Origin of the sequence: Aurantimonas marina (assembly GCF_017183135.1) — a bacterium.
Taxonomy (GTDB): Bacteria; Pseudomonadota; Alphaproteobacteria; order Rhizobiales; family Rhizobiaceae; genus Aurantimonas; species Aurantimonas marina.
In genome coordinates this window covers 213,294-231,906 of record NZ_JADDXW010000004.1, presented here as the reverse complement: position 1 = coordinate 231,906, position 18,613 = coordinate 213,294, and the positions used below count along the sequence as shown (strand labels likewise).

The 18,613-nt window shown below is 63.7% G+C and carries 14 protein-coding genes; 11 read left to right on the top strand and 3 right to left on the bottom strand.

The window, feature by feature from the left end:
- The 8 genes from plsY to rpmG all read left to right on the top strand — a co-directional run bounded on the left by plsY (window position 1) and on the right by rpmG (window position 9,952).
- Window positions 1-609, top strand: coding sequence for a glycerol-3-phosphate 1-O-acyltransferase PlsY (gene plsY / locus ING15_RS06970; protein WP_206454061.1), 609 nt, complete (start codon window positions 1-3; stop codon window positions 607-609).
- A complete protein-coding gene (dprA, locus tag ING15_RS06965; protein ID WP_206454060.1) occupies window positions 606-1,742 on the top strand; it encodes a DNA-processing protein DprA in 1,137 nt (378 codons plus the stop codon). The genes plsY and dprA overlap by 4 nt, the downstream gene beginning before the upstream one ends.
- 416 nt (window positions 1,743-2,158) lie before the next feature.
- Complete coding sequence (gene topA, locus ING15_RS06960; RefSeq protein WP_206454059.1) at window positions 2,159-4,909, top strand: type I DNA topoisomerase; 2,751 nt, start codon at window positions 2,159-2,161, stop codon at window positions 4,907-4,909.
- Between the two features lie 4 nt (window positions 4,910-4,913).
- On the top strand, window positions 4,914-7,181 hold the full coding sequence (rnr, locus tag ING15_RS06955; RefSeq protein WP_206454058.1) for a ribonuclease R: 2,268 nt from the start codon (window positions 4,914-4,916) through the stop codon (window positions 7,179-7,181).
- The gene (locus tag ING15_RS06950; protein WP_206454057.1) at window positions 7,178-7,615 is read left to right on the top strand and encodes a DUF983 domain-containing protein; all 438 of its coding nucleotides are present in this window, start codon (window positions 7,178-7,180) and stop codon (window positions 7,613-7,615) included. Before rnr ends, ING15_RS06950 begins: the two co-directional genes overlap by 4 nt.
- The gene (locus ING15_RS06945; protein WP_206454056.1) at window positions 7,612-8,370 is read left to right on the top strand and encodes an NUDIX domain-containing protein; all 759 of its coding nucleotides are present in this window, start codon (window positions 7,612-7,614) and stop codon (window positions 8,368-8,370) included. The genes ING15_RS06950 and ING15_RS06945 overlap by 4 nt, the downstream gene beginning before the upstream one ends.
- Before the next feature lie 21 nt (window positions 8,371-8,391).
- Window positions 8,392-9,588 (top strand): MFS transporter, encoded by a 1,197-nt coding sequence (locus ING15_RS06940; protein WP_206454055.1) that lies wholly within the window; start codon window positions 8,392-8,394, stop codon window positions 9,586-9,588.
- Between the two features lie 196 nt (window positions 9,589-9,784).
- Window positions 9,785-9,952, top strand: coding sequence for a 50S ribosomal protein L33 (gene rpmG / locus ING15_RS06935; RefSeq protein WP_206454054.1), 168 nt, complete (start codon window positions 9,785-9,787; stop codon window positions 9,950-9,952).
- Between the two features lie 617 nt (window positions 9,953-10,569).
- Here the strand turns inward: rpmG and ING15_RS06930 are convergent.
- Window positions 10,570-11,931 (bottom strand): PleD family two-component system response regulator, encoded by a 1,362-nt coding sequence (locus ING15_RS06930; protein ID WP_206454053.1) that lies wholly within the window; start codon window positions 11,929-11,931, stop codon window positions 10,570-10,572.
- A gap of 10 nt (window positions 11,932-11,941) precedes the next feature.
- A complete protein-coding gene (locus ING15_RS06925) occupies window positions 11,942-12,313 on the bottom strand; it encodes a response regulator (protein ID WP_206454052.1) in 372 nt (123 codons plus the stop codon).
- 144 nt (window positions 12,314-12,457) lie between these two features.
- Here ING15_RS06925 and ING15_RS06920 point away from each other — a divergent pair, with 144 nt between their 5' ends.
- The 3 genes from ING15_RS06920 to ING15_RS06910 all read left to right on the top strand — a co-directional run bounded on the left by ING15_RS06920 (window position 12,458) and on the right by ING15_RS06910 (window position 14,880).
- On the top strand, window positions 12,458-12,736 hold the full coding sequence (locus ING15_RS06920; RefSeq protein ID WP_206454132.1) for a DUF3572 domain-containing protein: 279 nt from the start codon (window positions 12,458-12,460) through the stop codon (window positions 12,734-12,736).
- Window positions 12,733-13,416, top strand: a complete 684-nt coding sequence (locus ING15_RS06915; RefSeq protein WP_206454051.1) for a globin family protein — start codon at window positions 12,733-12,735, stop codon at window positions 13,414-13,416. Before ING15_RS06920 ends, ING15_RS06915 begins: the two co-directional genes overlap by 4 nt.
- A 63-nt stretch (window positions 13,417-13,479) precedes the next feature.
- Complete coding sequence (locus ING15_RS06910; RefSeq protein WP_206454050.1) at window positions 13,480-14,880, top strand: DNA polymerase IV; 1,401 nt, start codon at window positions 13,480-13,482, stop codon at window positions 14,878-14,880.
- On the opposite strand, the gene dnaE is transcribed toward ING15_RS06910, so the two are convergent.
- On the bottom strand, window positions 14,875-18,345 hold the full coding sequence (gene dnaE, locus ING15_RS06905) for a DNA polymerase III subunit alpha (RefSeq protein WP_206454049.1): 3,471 nt from the start codon (window positions 18,343-18,345) through the stop codon (window positions 14,875-14,877). The genes ING15_RS06910 and dnaE overlap by 6 nt on opposite strands.
- Between the last annotated feature and the right edge of the window lie 268 nt (window positions 18,346-18,613).

Sequence of the window (18,613 nt, the reverse complement as noted above, 5' to 3'; positions counted from 1 at the left end):
TTGGGGAGTGACGGGGGGACGAGCCTGATCATCGCTGCGGCGCTTGTCGGTGGTTATCTCAGCGGCACGATTCCGTTCGGCCTCATCTTCGCGCAGCTGTTCGGCCTCGGCGACCTCCGCAAGATCGGCTCAGGCAATATCGGCGCGACCAACGCGCTGCGCACCGGCAACAAGAAAATGGCGGCGCTGACACTCGCGGGCGATATCCTCAAGGGGACGGTGCCCGTTGTCGTCGCCGCGACCGTCTGGGGAGAGGTGCCGGCAGCGTTCGCTGGCTTTGGCGCGTTCCTCGGCCACCTGTTTCCGGTCTGGCTGGGCTTCAAGGGCGGCAAGGGCGTCGCCACCTATCTCGGCATCTTGCTGGGCATCGCACCGATCGGCGTGCTGATCTTCGCGGCCGTCTGGCTGTCGGTCGCTTATCTCTCGCGCTATTCATCACTCGCCGCCCTCGCCGCGACGCTGGTGGTGCCGCCCGCCTATTTCGCGCTCGGCCTTGAGACGGCCGCGACGCTTACCGCAGTGCTGACGCTGCTGGTCTATATCAAGCACCATGCGAACATTCGCCGGCTGCTCTCCGGTAAGGAAGGCAAAATCGGAGCCAAGGGGTGAGTCCCGCGGACGCTCCGAAGGTCGGCGTCCCGCTCCCCTTGGCCACGCGTCTCGCATGGCTGCGCGTGATCCGCAGCGAGAATGTCGGCCCCGCGACGTTTCGCGCGCTCATCAATCGGTACGGCGGCGCCGAAGCGGCGCTGGAGACACTGCCGGAGTTGGCCGCGCGTGGCGGTCGAAAAATCAAGGTGGCCAGCCTTGCCGCCGTCGAAGACGAGATGGCGAGGGCCGAGCGGCTCGGCGCGCGGTTCGTCTGCCTCGGTGAGCCGGACTATCCGGTCCTGCTGCGTCGTACCGAGCAGGCGCCGCCGGTCTTGGCCGTGATGGGCGGCTCGGAGGTCCTGGCCCGCCCGGCGGTCGCCATCGTGGGCGCTCGCAACGCCTCACTCTCTGGTATCAAGTTGACCGGGCGGTTCGCTACCGGACTCGGTAGAGCCGGCTATGCGGTCGTTTCCGGCCTTGCACGCGGGATCGACGCCGCGGCGCATGAGGCATCGCTCTCGACCGGTACGATAGGAGTTTTCGCCGGTGGTCTTGACCGGCCCTATCCGAGCGAAAACCGACCGCTGATGCGACAGATCATCGATGCTGACGGCTGCCTCATCTCCGAAATGCCCTTCGGCTGGGAGCCGCGTGCCAGGGACTTTCCCCGTCGCAACCGTTTGGTTGCCGGGATGGCGCTTGGGCTTTTGGTGGTGGAAGCGGCAACGCGGTCCGGCTCCCTCATCAGTGCCCGCTTATCCGCAGAAATGGGCCGGCTCGTCTTCGCCGTTCCCGGATCGCCGCTCGATCCTCGCGCGGCGGGCACCAACGGCCTTCTCAAGGAGGGCGCGATCTTGGCGACCGATGCAGGCGATGTAATCGCCGCGCTGCGGCCGCTCGACGCCCGGATGACGCCGCCTGGCGACGACGTCGCGTTGGAAGAGCCCGCCGGAAGCGGACCGGCCGATGAACCGGCCGAAGGGGAACGCGAGCGCATCATCGAAACTCTCGGATCAACCCCCATCGAGATCGACGACATCATCATTCACACCGGATCGACGCCCGGCGCAGTTCAGTTGGTCTTGCTTGAACTCGATCTTGCTGGTCGCCTCGAACGGCATGCGAATGGCCGGGTGTCACTGCTTCTTTGATGTCTCGGCCGAAGAACCGATCTGTTGCTCGGCTTCGAGTCGGGCCATGTCCATCAAATATCCGAGGATCGACCCATCCCTGGCCCCAGATACAACTTTTAATTGCTCCAGCATATCCCGGACATATTGAAGATTCTCCCGTTGATTGGTTGGATTAGCTGACATGGATGACGAAACTCCCCGGGATCGAGCCGATTTCACCGACCAAGCCTCGGCGGCACTAAGCTTGGTCGAGATGTGCAACTATAGAGAATTACGCCCTGTGGTTGCAAGCCTGCCGTCCATGTTCCCGGCTGGGGTTGACCGTCCGCGCCGGACTGTCCATGTGACGGGACGGTCGACAGCCGGAATGCCGCCATCCTCCGCCGTGCATTCCTCCGCCGACACGCGTTTTCTCCTGCCAGGACATAATCTCTATGGATGTCGTCATCGTTGAATCGCCTGCTAAAGCGAAGACGATCAACAAATATCTCGGCGGAAACTACAAGGTTCTCGCTTCCTACGGCCATGTCCGCGATCTGCCGCCGAAAGACGGATCCGTGCGGCCGGACGAGGATTTCGAGATGAGCTGGGAGGTCGCAAAGCCCTCCCAAAAGCGGCTGACCGAGATCGCCCAGGCGGTCCGGGCTGCGGACGGCTTGGTTCTCGCCACCGATCCCGATCGCGAAGGCGAAGCGATCTCCTGGCATGTTCTGGAGGTGCTGCGGCAGAAGAAGGCGATCGGCAAGAAACCGGTCAGCCGCGTCGTTTTCAATGCCATCACGAAGAAGGCCGTGCTGGATGCGATGGCCAATCCGCGGCAAATCGACGAACCGCTGGTCGACGCCTACCTCGCGCGCCGGGCACTCGACTATCTGGTCGGCTTTACCCTGTCGCCGGTACTCTGGCGCAAGCTGCCGGGTGCCCGGTCCGCCGGCCGCGTCCAGTCGGTGGCGTTGCGGCTCATCTGCGACCGGGAAGCGGAGATCGAGCGCTTCAAGCCCGACGAATATTGGCAGATTTCAGCCCAGCTCGCGACGCCGCGCAGCGATGAATTCAAGGCGCGCCTGACCGTCTTCGAGGGCGAAAAGCTGCAGAAACTGTCGATCGGCAACGAGGAGCGTGCCTCGGTGGTCCGTTCGATGCTCGAAAGCGCGACCTACCGCGTCGACAGCGTCGAATCCAAGCCGACGAAACGCAATCCCGGGCCGCCCTTTACCACCTCGACATTGCAGCAAGCCGCCTCGGCCAAGCTCGGCTTTTCGGCCTCGCGAACCATGCAGGTCGCGCAGAAGCTCTACGAAGGCGTCGACGTCGGCGGCGAAACAGTCGGCCTGATCACCTATATGCGAACCGACGGCGTCCAGATGGCGCCGGAAGCGATTGCGGATGCCCGCAAATCCATCGGCGCCAATTTCGGCGAGCGCTATGTGCCGGAAAAGCCGCGCTACTATGCGACCAAGGCCAAGAACGCTCAGGAGGCCCACGAAGCCATTCGCCCGACGGAATTCGGCCGCGCGCCGAAGGATGTCGAGCGCTATCTCGATCGCGACCAGGCGCGCCTCTACGACCTGATCTGGAAACGCTGCATCGCCAGCCAGATGACGTCGGCCGAAATCGAACGCACGACCGTCGACATCCTCGCGACGGGGAGCGGCAAGAGTGCGACGTTGCGCGCGACCGGTCAGGTCATCAAGTTCGACGGCTTCATTGGCGCCTATGTCGACCATCGCGACGATAGTCGCGCTCCGGATGCCGGCGATGACGACGACGATTCGGCTCGGCTGCCGGAGATCCTGGCGAACGAAGACCTCGCCAAGCGCGCCATCGACACCTCGCAGCACTTCACCGAGCCACCGCCACGTTACTCGGAGGCATCGCTGATCAAGCGGATGGAAGAACTCGGCATCGGCCGCCCGTCGACCTATGCCTCGACGCTGCAGACGCTGCAGGACCGTGAATACGTTGTCCATGAAAAGCGCAAGCTTCTGCCCGAGGCCAAGGGCCGGTTGGTCACCGCCTTCCTGCACAATTTCTTCGAGCGTTATGTCGAGTATGATTTCACCGCCGAACTGGAGGAGAAGCTCGATCTCATCTCCGCCGGAAAATTGGCCTGGAAGGACGTCCTGCGCGAGTTCTGGCAGAACTTCTCGACCCATGTGGACGGAACCAAGGAGTTGCGGGTCTCCGATGTCCTCGACGCCCTGAACGAGGAACTAGGGCCGCTGGTGTTCCCGCCCAAGGAGGATGGCACCGAGCCTCGCGCCTGCCCGCGTTGCGGCGATGGTAAGCTGTCGCTGAAGCTCGGCAAGTTCGGCGCCTTCGTCGGCTGTTCGAACTATCCCGAATGCGGCTTTACCCGGCAGCTCGGCACCAGCCTTTCGGGGAACGGGAACGGCGATGAAGCAGAGGGTCCCAAGGATCTGGGCGTCGATCCGGAAACCAGTGACCCGGTGACGCTGCGCAGCGGCCGCTTCGGGCCCTACGTCCAGCGCGGCGAAGGCAAGGAAGCCAAGCGTTCGTCCCTGCCGAAGGGTTGGCAGCCGGCCGAGATCGATCTGGAAAAGGCCTTGCGGCTCTTGTCGCTGCCGCGCGAGGTCGGACTTCATCCCGAGAGCGGCAAGCCGATCCTCGCTGGCCTCGGCCGCTACGGTCCGTTTCTGCAGCATGACGGCATGTACGCGAACCTGGAAACCATCGAGGATGTGTTCGAGGTCGGGCTCAACCGGGCCGTTACGGTGATCGCCGAAAAGAAGGAGAACGGTGGTCGCGGTCGCGGCAAGCCGGCGGCTCTGGCGACGCTCGGCGAACACCCGCAGCTTGGCGGCGAGATCACCGTGCGCGACGGTCGTTTCGGCCCCTATGTCAACACCGGTAAGATCAACGCCACGCTGCCGAAGGGCAAGGATCCGGCGAGCGTGACGCTGGAGGAAGCGATCCAGCTGCTCAACGATCGGGCGGAAAAGACCGGCAAGAAGGGTCCGGCGAAGAAGGCTGCCAGCAAGAGCAAGCCCAAGACGGCCGCCAAGCCAAAAGCGAAGACCGCCGCCGCCAAGACTGCTGTAGACGGCAAGGCGCCAACCAAGAAGGCGGCAGCGAAGTCACCCGCCAAGAGCAGGGCGGCCAAGAAGCCACCCACCGAATCCTCAGTGGTCGGTGATGATTCACTGCCCTGGGACGCGGACTGATCCGATGGCGCGGGGTCGGCCTCGGAGCGAAACGCGACCGGAATTGAGCCGGGAGGCGGTGCTCCGCTTCATCGCGGACAACCCCGGCCGGTCGTCCAAGCGCGACATCGCCAAGGCCTTTCAGGTCAAGGGCGATGAGCGCATCGCCCTGAAGGATCTCCTCGCCGACCTGCAGGCCGAGGGCGTGCTCGCAGGCGGCCGGAAACGGTTTTCGACGCCGGGAGCATTGCCGGACGTGGCGGTTCTCGAAATCCGCAGCCGTGACGATGATGGCGGGCTGATCGCCGAACCCGCGGACTGGGACGAGGAAAGAGATGGCGAGCGCCCTCGCCTGCCCGTTCGCCAGGATCGTGACAAGGGCGCGGCCGCCGGCCTTGGCGAGCGTATCCTGGCGCGGATCGACGAGGATGAGAGCGGCGCGAAAATCGCCCGCGTGATCCGCGTACTGGAACGGCAGAAGACTCTGGCGCTCGGGGTGTTCCGCGCGCAACCGGGCGGTGGCGGCCGCGTCGAACCGGTCGAACGCAAGCAACTCGAATATACCGTGCGGGCGGGCGACACGAACCGCGCCAAGGACGGCGATCTGGTGGAGATCGCACCGGGGCCGCGCCATCGCACAGGGCTTCCGGTCGCCACGATCGTCGAGGTCGTCGGCTCGATGAACTCCGAGCGCGCGATTTCGACCATCGCGCTGCATGCCCACTCCATCCCGCATGTCTTTCCGAAAGCGGTGATCACCGAAGCCGAAGCCGCCGGCCCGGCAACCATGAAGGACCGCGAGGACTGGCGGCGTCTGCCTCTCGTCACCATCGATCCGGCCGACGCCAAGGACCATGACGACGCCGTGCATGCGGCGGAGGATGACGATCCCGCCAATCCCGGCGGCATGGTCGTTACGGTCGCTATCGCGGATGTCGCGCTGTATGTCCGCCCAGGCTCGAAGCTCGACGGCGAGGCCCGGCTTCGCGGCAATTCGGTCTATTTCCCGGATCGCGTCGTGCCGATGCTCCCGGAGCGCATTTCGAACGAACTCTGCTCGCTGCGCGAGGGAGTGGACCGGCCCGCCCTCGCCGTCCGGATGACACTCGGGGCTCATGGCGAAAAACGGCGTCACAGCTTCCACCGCATCATGATGAAAAGCCACGCCAAACTGTCCTACGAGGCGGCCCAGGCGGCGATCGACGGTGCGCCGGGTGACGTGCATCCGACGGTCGTCGACGACATGCTGAAGCCGCTCTGGAAAGCTTATGGCCTCGCCAAGGCGGAGCGCGCGCGCCGGCAACCTCTGGATCTCGACCTGCCGGAGAAGAAGATCGTCCTGGGGCCGGACGGGCATGTCGACAAGGTCGTCGTGCCGCCGCGCCTCGACGCCCACCGGCTGATCGAGGAGTTCATGATCCTGGCCAATGTGGCCGCGGCCGAAACGCTCGAAGCGAAGCGCCAGGCATTGATCTACCGGGCCCACGACGCGCCCTCGCTCGCCAAGCTTGAATCATTGCGCGACTTCCTGCGGACGCTGGAGATATCGTTGGCCAAAAGCGGCTCGCTGCGGCCATCGCATTTCAACGGCATCCTCACCCAGGTCAAGGCGAGCGAGCACGAGAGTCTCGTCAACGAGGTGGTACTGCGATCGCAATCGCAGGCGGTCTACTCACCCGAGAACATCGGTCATTTCGGACTCAACCTCGTTCGCTACGCCCACTTCACCTCGCCGATTCGTCGCTATGCCGATCTCATCGTTCACCGGGCGCTGATCACCGCGCTCGGCCTTGGCGAGGGTGGACTGAGCCGCGAGGACGAAGAGACCCTGGAACAGACCGCCGAGGCCATCTCGCGCGCCGAACGTCGTGCCATGGCGGCGGAACGCGACACCGTGGACAGGCTGATCGCCCACCACCTCGCCGATCGCGCCGGCCAAGATTTCGACGGGCGGATTACCGGCGTGACCAAGGCTGGGCTGTTCGTCGTCCTACCGGCCTTCGGGGCGGATGGTTTCGTGCCCATCTCGACGCTCGGAAACGAGTTCTTCCATTATGACGAGGTGGGCCGCTCGCTGGTCGGCGACCGGAGCGGCCATGGCTATCGCCTAGGCGATTCGGTAAAGGTGCGCCTCAAGGAGGCGCTGCCGCTTGCCGGATCGATGCAGTTCGAGATGTTGAGCGAGCCGCGCGGACTGCCGCGTACCACCGGTTCCTTCCACAAGGCAGCCGGACGGCGACGCTCCACGGGACGCGACAAGAACGTCGCGGGGAAGGCCAGGAGACGGCGATGAGCCAGCAGATGATCAATAGCGATTTCGCGGTCCGGGCAAACAGTCCCGACAGCGAACGGCCGGTGGGGCCGGCGCTGCTCAAGGGCCTTCGTTGCCGGTGCCCCAATTGCGGCGTGGGCAAGCTCTTCAGCGGCTACCTCAAGAGCGTCGACACCTGCGCGGTCTGCCACCAGGAAATTCACCATCACCGCGCCGACGACCTGCCGCCCTATCTGACGGTGTTCATCGTCGGCCATATCGTGGTCGGCCTGTTCATGTTCGTGGAGCGTGCCGTAACGCTTTCCATGTGGACACATCTGGCGATTTGGGTCCCGATCACACTCCTCCTGTCGCTGGCGCTGCTTCAGCCGTTGAAGGGCGCGACCATCGCATTGCAATGGGCGTTGCGTCTCGGCGGATTCGGCGGCGACGCCGACGCGGGTTCATACGGTTGAGCGAGACCGGAGCCATGGCGGCGCCGGACGCCGGACGAGTGCGGCTCGACGGCCAGCGGCCTGCCGGACTCAAGCAGCGCCCGCGCGACGCGGGAACATTGATCATTGTCGATGAGACTGGCCCGGCACCGCGCCTCTTGATGGGGCGACGAGCAGCCACGCATGTGTTCATGCCGGGCCGCTATGTCTTTCCCGGCGGCCGGGTGGATGCTGCGGACCTCGCCCTGGCTTCGGCCTTTACCCTCCCCGAACCCGCCCTTGCGCGGCTCTGCGCAGGGCCGCCGGCGAGGTTCGATTCCCGCCGTGCGACCGCAACCGCCCTCGCTGCGATTCGCGAGACGTTCGAGGAAGCCGGCGCCATGGTGGGGGCGCCTGGCGCATTCGAAAGCCGGGCGACGGGCTTTTGGGGCATGTTCGCCGAACGCGGAATCCGCCCGGACCCCGGACGGCTCGTGCCGCTGGCGCGCGCGATCACACCGCCGGGACGGCCTCGGCGCTACGACACCCGCTTTTTCTGTGTGTCCGCTACCGAGATGTCGCACGGGCCGTCGCTCGATGAGCTCCCCACCGACGAACTGGAAGCGGTCGAGTGGTTCACCTTCGATCAGGTCAAGGAACTGTCCCTCGCCGCCATCACCTTGCGGGTCCTTGCGGATCTGGGCGCGCGGATGACCGACGGATCGTGGCGCGACTCGACGTGTCCGATGCCGTTTTACCGTGCCGTACACGGCCGATTCGTCCGCGACTTTCTCTGAGGGGCATGACGGACCCGCCGGATGGACAAATGGACACCCGATGACATCGTCGCACAAGCCGAACACGAGGTCGAACAAGTCGACTGGGTCTCGGCCGGCGCCGCGATCGCTTCGATCAGCGCGGTCGGGATCGCCCTTGGCCTCGGCCTGCCTCTGCTTAGCGTCGTTCTCGAACGACGGGGAATCTCGGCGAGCCTGATCGGCGCCAACACCGCCGTCGCAGGCATCGCCTCGCTCCTGGCGGCGCCCTTGATCACACCGATCGCGCGCCGCCTCGGCGTTCGCCTGTCGATGCTGATTGCCATCGCGCTCTCGGGCATCTCGGCTCTCGGCTTCTATGTCCTGACACCTTTCTGGACCTGGTTCCCGCTACGGCTGATTTTCCACTTCGCGATCACCGCGCTGTTCGTCCTCTCGGAATTCTGGATCACCGCGGCGGCGCCGCCTGGCAAGCGCGGTTTCGTGCTAGGCATCTACGCCACCGTCCTGTCGCTTGGCTTCGCCGCCGGACCGTTCATCTTCTCGCAAGTCGGCTCGACGGGAATCCTGCCCTTCGCGATCGGCGCTGGCGTCATTTTTGCCTCGGCCATTCCCTTGTTCTTCGCCTGGAATCGACAACCCGCACTGGGAGAGCGTCAACGCGGCTCCTTCTGGCGGTACATATTCGCCGTCCCGACGGCCACGGGCGCCGTGCTGATCTTCGGAGCCGTGGAGGCAGGTGGCTTCGCGCTGTTTCCAATCTATGGCGAACGGCTTGGCTTTTCGGAATCGTCCGCCGCCTTGCTCCTGACCGCGATCGGCCTCGGCAATGTCCTGATGCAGATTCCGATCGGCCTTGTGTCCGACCGTGTCCGGGATCGCCGCAGCCTGTTGTCGCTCTTCGCCCTGATCGGACTAGTCGGCACCCTGTCTCTGCCCTTGGTCGCCCAGGACTGGCTGCTGATGGCCACGCTCCTGTTTCTGTGGGGCGGCGTCGTAGCCGGCCTTTACACGGTGGGGCTGGCGCATCTGGGATCGAAGCTCGCCGGATCCGAACTCGCCTCTGCGAATGCCGCCTTCATCTTCTGTTATTCGGCTGGGATGCTCATCGGACCGCAGACCATCGGTTCCTCCATGGATCTGTTCGGAGCCAACGGATTCGCCTGGGCGCTTGCCCTCTTTTTCGGCCTCTACCTCGTCCTTACGCTGGGGCGAATTGCGTGGGCGAGACGGGCTTGACTTGCCGGCAAGCTTGGCTATGGTCCGCGTCGAATTCGCCGTCGCATCGCGACGGCGCGTGGGTGCGTGGTGTGTCGGCTGCTATGCCGTTAGCTCCACAAGCCGAAACAGTTTCAGCCGCAGTCGTAGTGTATCGAAGTGGCCCGCGCCCGGTTCGATTGAAAATGACGACGCGCATCAGCGAACGGATAAGGCCATGGCGAAGGCAACCACCATCAAGATCAAGCTCCTCTCGACGGCCGACACCGGCTTCTTCTATGTCACGAGCAAGAACAGCCGCACAATGACCGAGAAGATGGTGAAGACCAAGTACGATCCGGTCGCGCGCAAGCACGTCGAGTTTCGTGAGGCGAAGATTAAGTAATTTTCGGCACGATTGACCGATGATGGCGCCGCTCCGGCAACGGAGCGGCGCTTTTGGTTTTGGAGTGTGGTTCATCCCGCCATGCGCCGCCGGGCCACAGGCCACGGCGAGACAGGCGATGGCACGCACGGCTTCGCCGAACGGCATCGGGCGAACGACGCGCGATATCAGCAGCAACGAGGATAGAGAATCGTCGGCGGGGGGGACGCCACAAAAAAGTGGCCGGCCGGCAACATGCAACGGTACGAGGAAACCGCATGCGCACGCTACCGACCGACCTCCCCACGGGACCCAGGAGATGCGGCGGACCTGAGCATTCCATGGGGGTAGCTTCGAAGGTCTTCATTTAGCTCTTGACCTTCGATTTCTGTCTGGAGATTCGCCCAGAACCGATTCAATTGCAACGACATTGCGCGCCATTGGCCCTAGACTTTTAAGAAATGGTTAAGGCCGTTTTGTACCGCCTACGTTCGAAGCGGCCTCAGGATGCTGCGGTTTACGCTCATCCGCACGCGCCCCCAGGGCACGAGGCCGATACTTTTGAAGTTGAGGGGCTTAGACACCATGTGTTCCGGCGGGACCGAGTCGGCTCACGCCGGTGCAATGTGGGCCGCTTTTCAAGCTGCCGCCGCGGTGCCGACCCGGTTACGGCCACCGCGCTTGGCTGCATAAAGTGCCTGGTCGGCCCGTCTGACCAAACTCGCCGCGTCGTCGCGCGCGGCGTCGAAGACGGCAAAGCCTTCGCTGACGGTCACGTCGAGCAACTCGCCGCCAATGTCGAAGGGTGTTTCGCATACGCTACGACGGACGCGATCGGCGATCGACAAGGCGGTGTCGAAGTCGGCATCCATCATCAGGATCGCGAACTCCTCCCCGCCGAACCGACAGGCCAGATCGCTGGAACGCAGGCAATCGCTCAGCCGTGCGGAAAACTGCTTGAGCACGCGATCGCCCGCCTCGTGCCCCCAGCCGTCGTTGACGCGCTTGAAGTGATCGATGTCGGCGATCAGCACCGAGAAGCTCGCTCCGGTGGTGCGGGCGCGATGCACGGCCGTGGCGAGATGGGTCTCGAAGAAGCGGCGGTTATGCAGCCCCGTCAGGGAGTCGGACAGGGCCAGCTCGATCGTCTGTTCGACCGATTGCCGAAGGCGCTCGTCGTTGCGCTTGCGTCGCATTTGGGTCCGGATGCGGGCGACGAGTTCGTGGCGGTCGAGCGGACGCTGGATGTAGTCGTTGGCACCCAGTTCCAGGGCACGGGCAGCTGTTTCGTCGTCTTCTGCCGCCGCAATCGCCAGCACCGGCAGGAGCCGCGACGCCTCCTTCGACCGCAACTGCGATACCAGCCGCAATGGATTGACCGCTTTCGCCGCCATGTCGATCAACACCGCGTCGGCGGCGCCATTGACGGCGGCGGCGATCAAGCTCGCCGCGTCCGCGACGGCCTCGACCCGCACGGCACCCTTCAGATATTTCTGGATCCGCCGCGTCTCGTCGGCATCCTCCCCGTAGAATGCAAGCCTGGCGAGCGCCTCGCGCCCGTCGCCGGCATGATCCTCCGCGACGAGGTTGATCGCCGTTTCGGCGCGGCGCCGCAATTCGTCAGTCACCAGCTTGAGGCGCGTTAGACTGCGGACCCGCGAGAACAGCGGCAGATCGCGAACGGGCTTGGTCAGAAAATCGTCGGCGCCCGCTTCGAGCCCGGCAAGCCGGTCGGAGGGCTGATCGAGGGCCGTAATCAAGACGATGGGAAGATACGTTGTGCGCGGATCGGCCTTCAGCTGTCGGCAGACCTCGAAGCCGTCCATCTCCGGCATCATCACATCGAGGAGTACAAGATCGATGGGCTGGCTTCGGCAGATCTCCAGCGCCTCGGCGCCGCTCATCGCGGTGATTACATCGTAGTATTCGGCCGACAACCTCGCCTCGAGAACGCGAAGGTTCATCTCGATATCGTCGACAAGCAGGATTCGAGCGGTCATCGCGCGCGCCTCAGGCTTCGCCCAGGAAGGAACGGATGGTGTCGATGAACTTGGTGACCGAGATCGGCTTCGAAATATAGGCTTCGCATCCGCCCTGACGGATTCGCTCCTCGTCGCCCTTCATCGCAAAGGCCGTGACCGCAATCACAGGTATCCTGCTCAGATCGGGATCGGCCTTCAGGTCCCGCGTCACGTCGAGGCCGGAGATTTCCGGAAGCTGGATATCCATCAGGATCAGGTCAGGACGATGTTCGCGGGCGAGGTCCATCGCGGTCAGCCCGCTGCGAGTCTGCACGGTCGCGTAACCATGCGCCTCGATCAGGTCGCGAAAGAGCTTCATGTTGAGTTCGTTGTCTTCGACGATCATCACGGTCTTCGCCATGGTGATACTCCTTGCCTCGACCGACTTGCGATCTTGCGCTATCGAGGTCCCTTCTACGCTGATTTGATTTAAGAAGTGGGAATGGACGGGTTGCCATCTCTTAACGATAACAAATGGTTGCGAGGTGGCGTTCGCGCCCCGGAAATGCGCAGCCAGGATGCGGAGGCGATCGCGGTCACCGCGCTGTCCTACATTGCCGGCGACCGTACCCTGTTTGACCGCTTCCTGGCGCTGACGGGGCTCGAGGTCCCGGCGTTGCGTCAAGCCGCCGCCACACCGGGATTTCTGCCGGGTGTCCTCGATTTCATTCTCGCGCACGAGCCGACACTGACGGCGTTCGCGGCGGATGCCGGGATCGGGCCCGCGCGCGTCGCCGAGGCCCGGCGGGCATTGGACGATGGCCCTTTGCGGGAATCTCCATGACCCGAACCAGCGTCACCGCCGGTCCGTCCATCGAATCCCTCGCCAAGAATCATGATGCCCTGCTGGTGCTCGATGTGGACGAGGTCGTGCTCGAATTCATCGAACCGTTTGGTCAATTGCTGGAGGAACATGGCGCGCGCCTCCACCCGGAAAGCTTCAAGCTCACCGGCAATGTCCGCTCAATCTCCACCGGGGCCGCGCTGTCGGGTTCGCAGCTCGATCGGGTCACCGAGATTCTTTACGAGACCCAGGCGGCGCGCCAGACGCTGGTCGCCGGCGTCGAGGCGTCGCTGGACCGGCTGTCCAGCAGGGCGGACATTCTGTTCCTGACGGCGATGACGCCCTCCTACTATCCTCACCGACGGGCTCTGCTCGACAGCAAGGGCCTGCATTATCCGATGATCGCGACCGAGCGCTCGAAGGGCGCGATCGTCGCCGAACTCTCCGAACGCTGGCCCGGTCCACTCGTTTTTGCCGACGACCTGCCACTCAATCTTGCCGGTGTCCGCAAGAGCGCACCAGCCGTCCATCTGCTGCATCTGATGGCGAACACCGTGTTTCGTCCGCATCTTCCGCCCCTTCCCGCCGGGGCACATGCCGCCGCCGAATGGGGCGAGGCGGAGCGGATCATCGAGGGCATTTTGGCATCGGCTGCGTTGGATAGCGCGCTAAGTGTTTAGTCCCAGAAATTCCCTTTGTTGGTGGACGGGGCTAATCTTGCCTCCGAATCGCCTGAGGTCGTGATGTCCGCGCCGCTCCATCTGCGCTTTTGTCGGGACTGCCTGGTCCGGGACGATACCGCCGGGCGACGTTGCCGCGCCTGTGGCAGCCCGCGACTCGTCGGCCATAGCGAACTGGCCGAGCTTACCATTGCCCACATCGACTGCGACGCCTTCTACGCGGCGATCGAAAAGCGTGATCGACCGGAACTGCGTCAGCAGCCCCTGATCATCGGTGGCGGGACCCGAGGCGTCGTCGCGACTGCCTGTTATATCGCCCGCATCCGCGGTGTCCGCTCGGCCATGCCGATGTTCAAGGCGCTGAAACTGTGTCCGGACGCCATTGTGCTGCGACCGAACATGGCGAAATACGCCGAGGTGGGACGCGCGGTTCGAGCCATGATGCTGGCCAGCACCCCGCTGGTCGAGCCACTGTCGATCGACGAGGCTTTCCTGGATCTGAGCGGCACGGAACGACTCCACGGCCAACCGCCGGCCATGACCCTCGCGCGTCTCGCGCGGGACGTGGAACACGAGCTCGGCATCAGCGTCTCGGTCGGCCTGTCGCACAACAAGTTTCTCGCTAAGATTGCCAGTGATCTGGAGAAGCCGCGTGGGTTTTCGGTGATCGGCCGCGCCGAAACCACAACGTTCCTGCGCCACAAGCCGATCTCGATGATCTGGGGTGTCGGCGAGGCCATGAACCGGGCATTGCAGCGGGACGGCCTCGGCACCATCGGCCAGCTTCAGACGATGAACCAGGCCGACCTCATCAACAGATATGGGCGGATGGGACAGCGCCTGTTCAGTCTCTCACACGGCATCGACATCCGTCCGGTCGATCCGCGCGCCGAGATGAAGAGCATTTCTGCGGAAACGACCTTTAATCACGACCTATCGACGCGTGACCAGCTTGTGCCGGTCCTGCGGGCCTTGAGCGAAAAGGTCGCGCGGCGGTTGAAGGCGACCGAGTTGTCCGCTTCGACGATCGTCCTCAAGATGAAATCCGCGGATTTCAGGACACGCACCCGTAACCGCAAGCTCCACGATCCGACGCGTTTAGCCGATCGGATATTCGAAACCGGTCTCATCCTGATCGAAAAGGAGATCGACGGAACGCGGTTCCGGCTCATCGGCATCGGCTGCGCGGATTTTCGTCCAGCCGCCCAGGCCGACCCCCACGATCTTGTCGACCCGGGAGCCGCCAAGCGGGCCAAGGCGGAAGCGGCGCTTGATCGCTTGCGCGACCGTTTCGGCCAAGCCTCGATCGAGACCGGCTATACGTTTCGACAGGCCTTAGCCTCCGAAGTGCCCCGCCCACCGAGGCGAAGCGAAAAAGCCCCGCTTTTCCGGGAGCCCGAGAACGGCCCACGAAAAGACATCGGCTCTTCCGCGGAGGGCGGCCGCCCCCTCAAACGCCTATAGAAGCTCGACGTCGAGAACGCCCGGCGCGGCCTTGACGGCGCTGGCCATCTGCGGCGAGACGCGGTAGCGGCCCGGAAGCATGATCTCGATCTCCCGTTCGCCCCCATCTCGGACCAGAACGAGCGAAACCTCGCTGTCGCCATCACCCTGGAGCTGCCCGCGAAAACTTTGTAGCGGAACGGCGTCGCGCATGAAGACGCGCAGCGATTTCTGCATGCGAACCGCCTCGTCTTCCAGCGACTGAACCGCCTGGACGCGGAACGAGATTCCCTCCGGCCGCTCCTCCGCCGACACCGTCACGATGACCGAAGTGCCGGGCTGGAGCATGTCGCGAAAAGCGTAGAGGGCTTCCGAGAACAACACCACCTCATACTGGCCGCTGGGATCCGACAATTGGACGATTCCGAGCTTGCCGCCGCTCCGCGTCTTGCGCTCCTGCCGCGAGGTGACCGTACCAGCGAGTTTGCCGGCGCTCGCGCCACGTTTCACACCAGCGACGACTTCCGCGTGTGTTTGCACGCGCAACCGCTTCAACGTCGCACTATATTCGTCCAGCGGGTGGGCCGACAGATAGAAGCCGATCGCCTGGAATTCCCGCAACAACTTCTCCGATGCCGTCCACAGCGGCCCGGGGTTGAGCCGCAGCGGCTCCGGCGCGCCACCGGCCGAGCCGAACATGTCGTGCTGGCCCGATGTCCGGCCCTCATGAACACGCAGCGCATAGGAGGCCATCAGGTCGATATTGCCGCTCAACAGCGATCGGTCGTGGCCGAAACAGTCGAGTGCGCCCGCCGCGATGAGGAATTCGAGCGTGCGCTTGTTAACGATCTTCGGGTCGATCCGCGCGCAGAAATCCTCCAGCGAGGCGAAATCGACGTCGCCGCGTCGCTCGACGATGTGCTCGACCGCATGTTCTCCGACCCCCTTGATCGCGGCAAGCGCATAGAAGATGCGGTTTTCACCCACCTCGAAGGATTTGTAGGATGTCTGGACGGATGGCGGCACGACCGCGATCCCAAGCCTCATGGCATCCATGCGGAAATCATTGAGCTTTTCGGTGTTGCCCGCATCGAGGGTCATCGAGGCGGCCAGGAATTCGACCGGATGGTTCGCCTTTAGATAGGCCGTCTGATACGCCACCAAGGCGTAAGCGGCCGCATGGCTCTTGTTGAAGCCGTAATCGGCGAACTTGGCCAGCAGGTCGAAGATCATGTTCGCCTGGGCTTTCTCCAGGGCGTTCTTGACTGCGCCCTCGACGAACCGGACACGTTGCTTGTCCATTTCGGCGCGAATTTTCTTGCCCATGGCGCGACGCAGGAGGTCGGCTTCGCCAAGCGAGTATCCCGCCAGCACCTGCGCGATCTGCATCACCTGTTCCTGATAGATGATGACGCCCTGCGTCTCCTTCAGAATCGGCGCAATCATCGGGTGAATGAAGTCCGGCTCCTCCTCCCCATGTTTGCGGGCGTTGTAGGTCGGGATATTCTCCATCGGGCCCGGCCGATAGAGCGCGACAAGGGCGATGATGTCCTCGAACCGGTCCGGCCGCATACCGATCAGCGCCTTGCGCATCCCGACCGATTCCACCTGGAACACACCCACGGTCTCGCCGCGGGTCATCATTTCGTAGCTCTTGGCATCATCGAGCGGGATGGCCGAAAGATCGATCTTGATGCCCTTCCGGGCGATGAGTTCCACTGCCGTCTGCAGTACCGTCAGGGTCTTCAGGCCCAGAAAGTCGAACTTGACCAAGCCCGCCGGCTCGACCCATTTCATATTGTACTGGGTGACCGGCATGTCGGAGCGCGGATCGCGGTACATCGGCACGAGCTGCGACAGCGGACGATCGCCGATGACGATCCCGGCGGCGTGGGTCGAGGCATGCCGGTAGAGCCCTTCCAGCTTCAGCGCGATCGAGATCAGTCGGTCGACGATCTCTTCCTTCTCCCGCGCTTCCTGCAGACGCGGCTCTTCAACCAGTGCCTGGGCGAGCGTCACCGGATTGGCGGGGTTCTGGGGTACCAGCTTGCAGAGCTTGTCCACCTGGCCATACGACATTTCCAGCACGCGGCCGACGTCGCGCAGCACCGCCCGCGCCTGGAGCGTTCCGAAGGTGATGATCTGACCGACCTGCTCGCGCCCATACTTGTCTTGCACGTAGCGGATTACTTCCTCGCGCCGCTCCTGGCAGAAATCGATATCGAAATCCGGCATCGAGACGCGCTCGGGGTTGAGGAAGCGCTCGAAGAGTAGCGAGAAGCGCAGCGGGTCGAGATCGGTGATGGTCAGGGAGTAGGCGACGAGCGAGCCGGCGCCCGAACCGCGACCGGGGCCCACGGGAATCCCCTGCCCCTTGGCCCATTTGATGAAGTCCGAGACAATCAGGAAGTAGCCCGGGAATTTCATGCGCTCGATGATCGACAACTCGAAATCCAGACGCTCGCGGTAGCTGGCCTCCGTCTCGCTGGGTGCCAGGCCATGCGCTGCCAGCCGCTTCTCCAAGCCTTCGACGGCCTGCCGGCGAAGTTCGGTGGTTTCCGCGGCCTCCGCCTCGAGCGGGTCAGCGTCCGCGCCGGCGAAACGCGGCAGGATTGGCGGCCGCGTCGTTGGCCGGTAGGAACAACGCCGGGCGATCTCAACCGTATTTTGTAGCGCTTCCGGCAAATCGGCGAATAGCATCGCCATTTCGCCCTGCGATTTGAGGCTGTGGTCCCGCGAAAGTCGGCGCCGATCCTCGTGACTGACCAGTCGGTTGCTCGCCACCGCGATTAGCGCGTCATGAGCCTCGAAATCGTCGAGGCCGAAAAAAAACGGCTCATTGGTCGCCACCAACGGCAGCGCGAAATCATAGGCAAGCTGGACCGTCCCGGCCTCCACCTTGCGGCTTCGCCCTTCCTGGCGCTGCAATTCGACATAGAGCCGGTCGCCGAAGATTGCCGCGAGACGTTCCAGCCGGGTCCGGGCGAGCGCCTCCCTGTCTGCAGCAAGCGCCATGCCGATCGGCCCCAGCGGCCCGCCGGTCAAGGCGATCACCCCCTCGGCCCGCTCCGCCAGCCAATCGATCAAGATGTGCGGTTTGGGGTTGTCCGGATGCCCGAGATAAGCCAGCGAAACGATTTCGACGAGATTGGCAAATCCGGCCTCGCTCGCCGCGATCAACACCAGCGGCGCGATCGCCACCAAATTCCGGTCCTTGCGGCCGCCATGCTCCTCGGCCTCGGTATCGCCGAAGTCGACGTCGAGCTGACATCCGATGATCGGCTGTATGCCCGCCTTTGCTGCCTTTTCAGAAAACTCCAGCGCCCCGAACAAATTGTTCGTGTCACTGATCCCGATCGCCGGTACTCCGTCCTTCTTGGCGAACTGGATGATCTGATCCAGCCGTAACGCGCCTTCCAGCAGCGAAAAGGCGCTGTGGACCCGAAGGTGAACGAATTTCGGATCACATTCCATCGGTTCCGTCATGGCCGATCACCCCATCTTTCCTGGCTCCGGCACCGCGGCTCGACACAGATTTGGAGGAACAGTCCGGTTTCTTCGCTAACTGCGCCCGCTCCAAGCCTTCAACGCGCCTCGCACAAGAGGTAACCCACGCCGTTCGGCGGGGTAAGGCCAGACCTGTCAGATCCCCAGAAAACGATGCATCAAACCGCGTGGATCAGAAGACTGAGGCTGAGGACGAAACCCGACACCGCGACAAGAGAGAGCAAATCCTTAGCGAAGGCGATCATAG

Coding starts and splice junctions, on each gene's coding strand:
- ING15_RS06925 (WP_206454052.1), bottom strand. CDS start 12,313: ATGGCGAAGACCGTGATGATCGTCGAAGACAACGAACTCAACATGAAG.
- dnaE (WP_206454049.1), bottom strand. CDS start 18,345: ATGACGGAACCGATGGAATGTGATCCGAAATTCGTTCACCTTCGGGTC.
- topA (WP_206454059.1), top strand. CDS start 2,159: ATGGATGTCGTCATCGTTGAATCGCCTGCTAAAGCGAAGACGATCAAC.
- ING15_RS06930 (WP_206454053.1), bottom strand. CDS start 11,931: ATGACCGCTCGAATCCTGCTTGTCGACGATATCGAGATGAACCTTCGC.
- ING15_RS06915 (WP_206454051.1), top strand. CDS start 12,733: ATGACCCGAACCAGCGTCACCGCCGGTCCGTCCATCGAATCCCTCGCC.
- ING15_RS06910 (WP_206454050.1), top strand. CDS start 13,480: ATGTCCGCGCCGCTCCATCTGCGCTTTTGTCGGGACTGCCTGGTCCGG.
- ING15_RS06950 (WP_206454057.1), top strand. CDS start 7,178: ATGAGCCAGCAGATGATCAATAGCGATTTCGCGGTCCGGGCAAACAGT.
- rpmG (WP_206454054.1), top strand. CDS start 9,785: ATGGCGAAGGCAACCACCATCAAGATCAAGCTCCTCTCGACGGCCGAC.
- ING15_RS06920 (WP_206454132.1), top strand. CDS start 12,458: ATGCGCAGCCAGGATGCGGAGGCGATCGCGGTCACCGCGCTGTCCTAC.
- rnr (WP_206454058.1), top strand. CDS start 4,914: ATGGCGCGGGGTCGGCCTCGGAGCGAAACGCGACCGGAATTGAGCCGG.
- ING15_RS06940 (WP_206454055.1), top strand. CDS start 8,392: ATGGACAAATGGACACCCGATGACATCGTCGCACAAGCCGAACACGAG.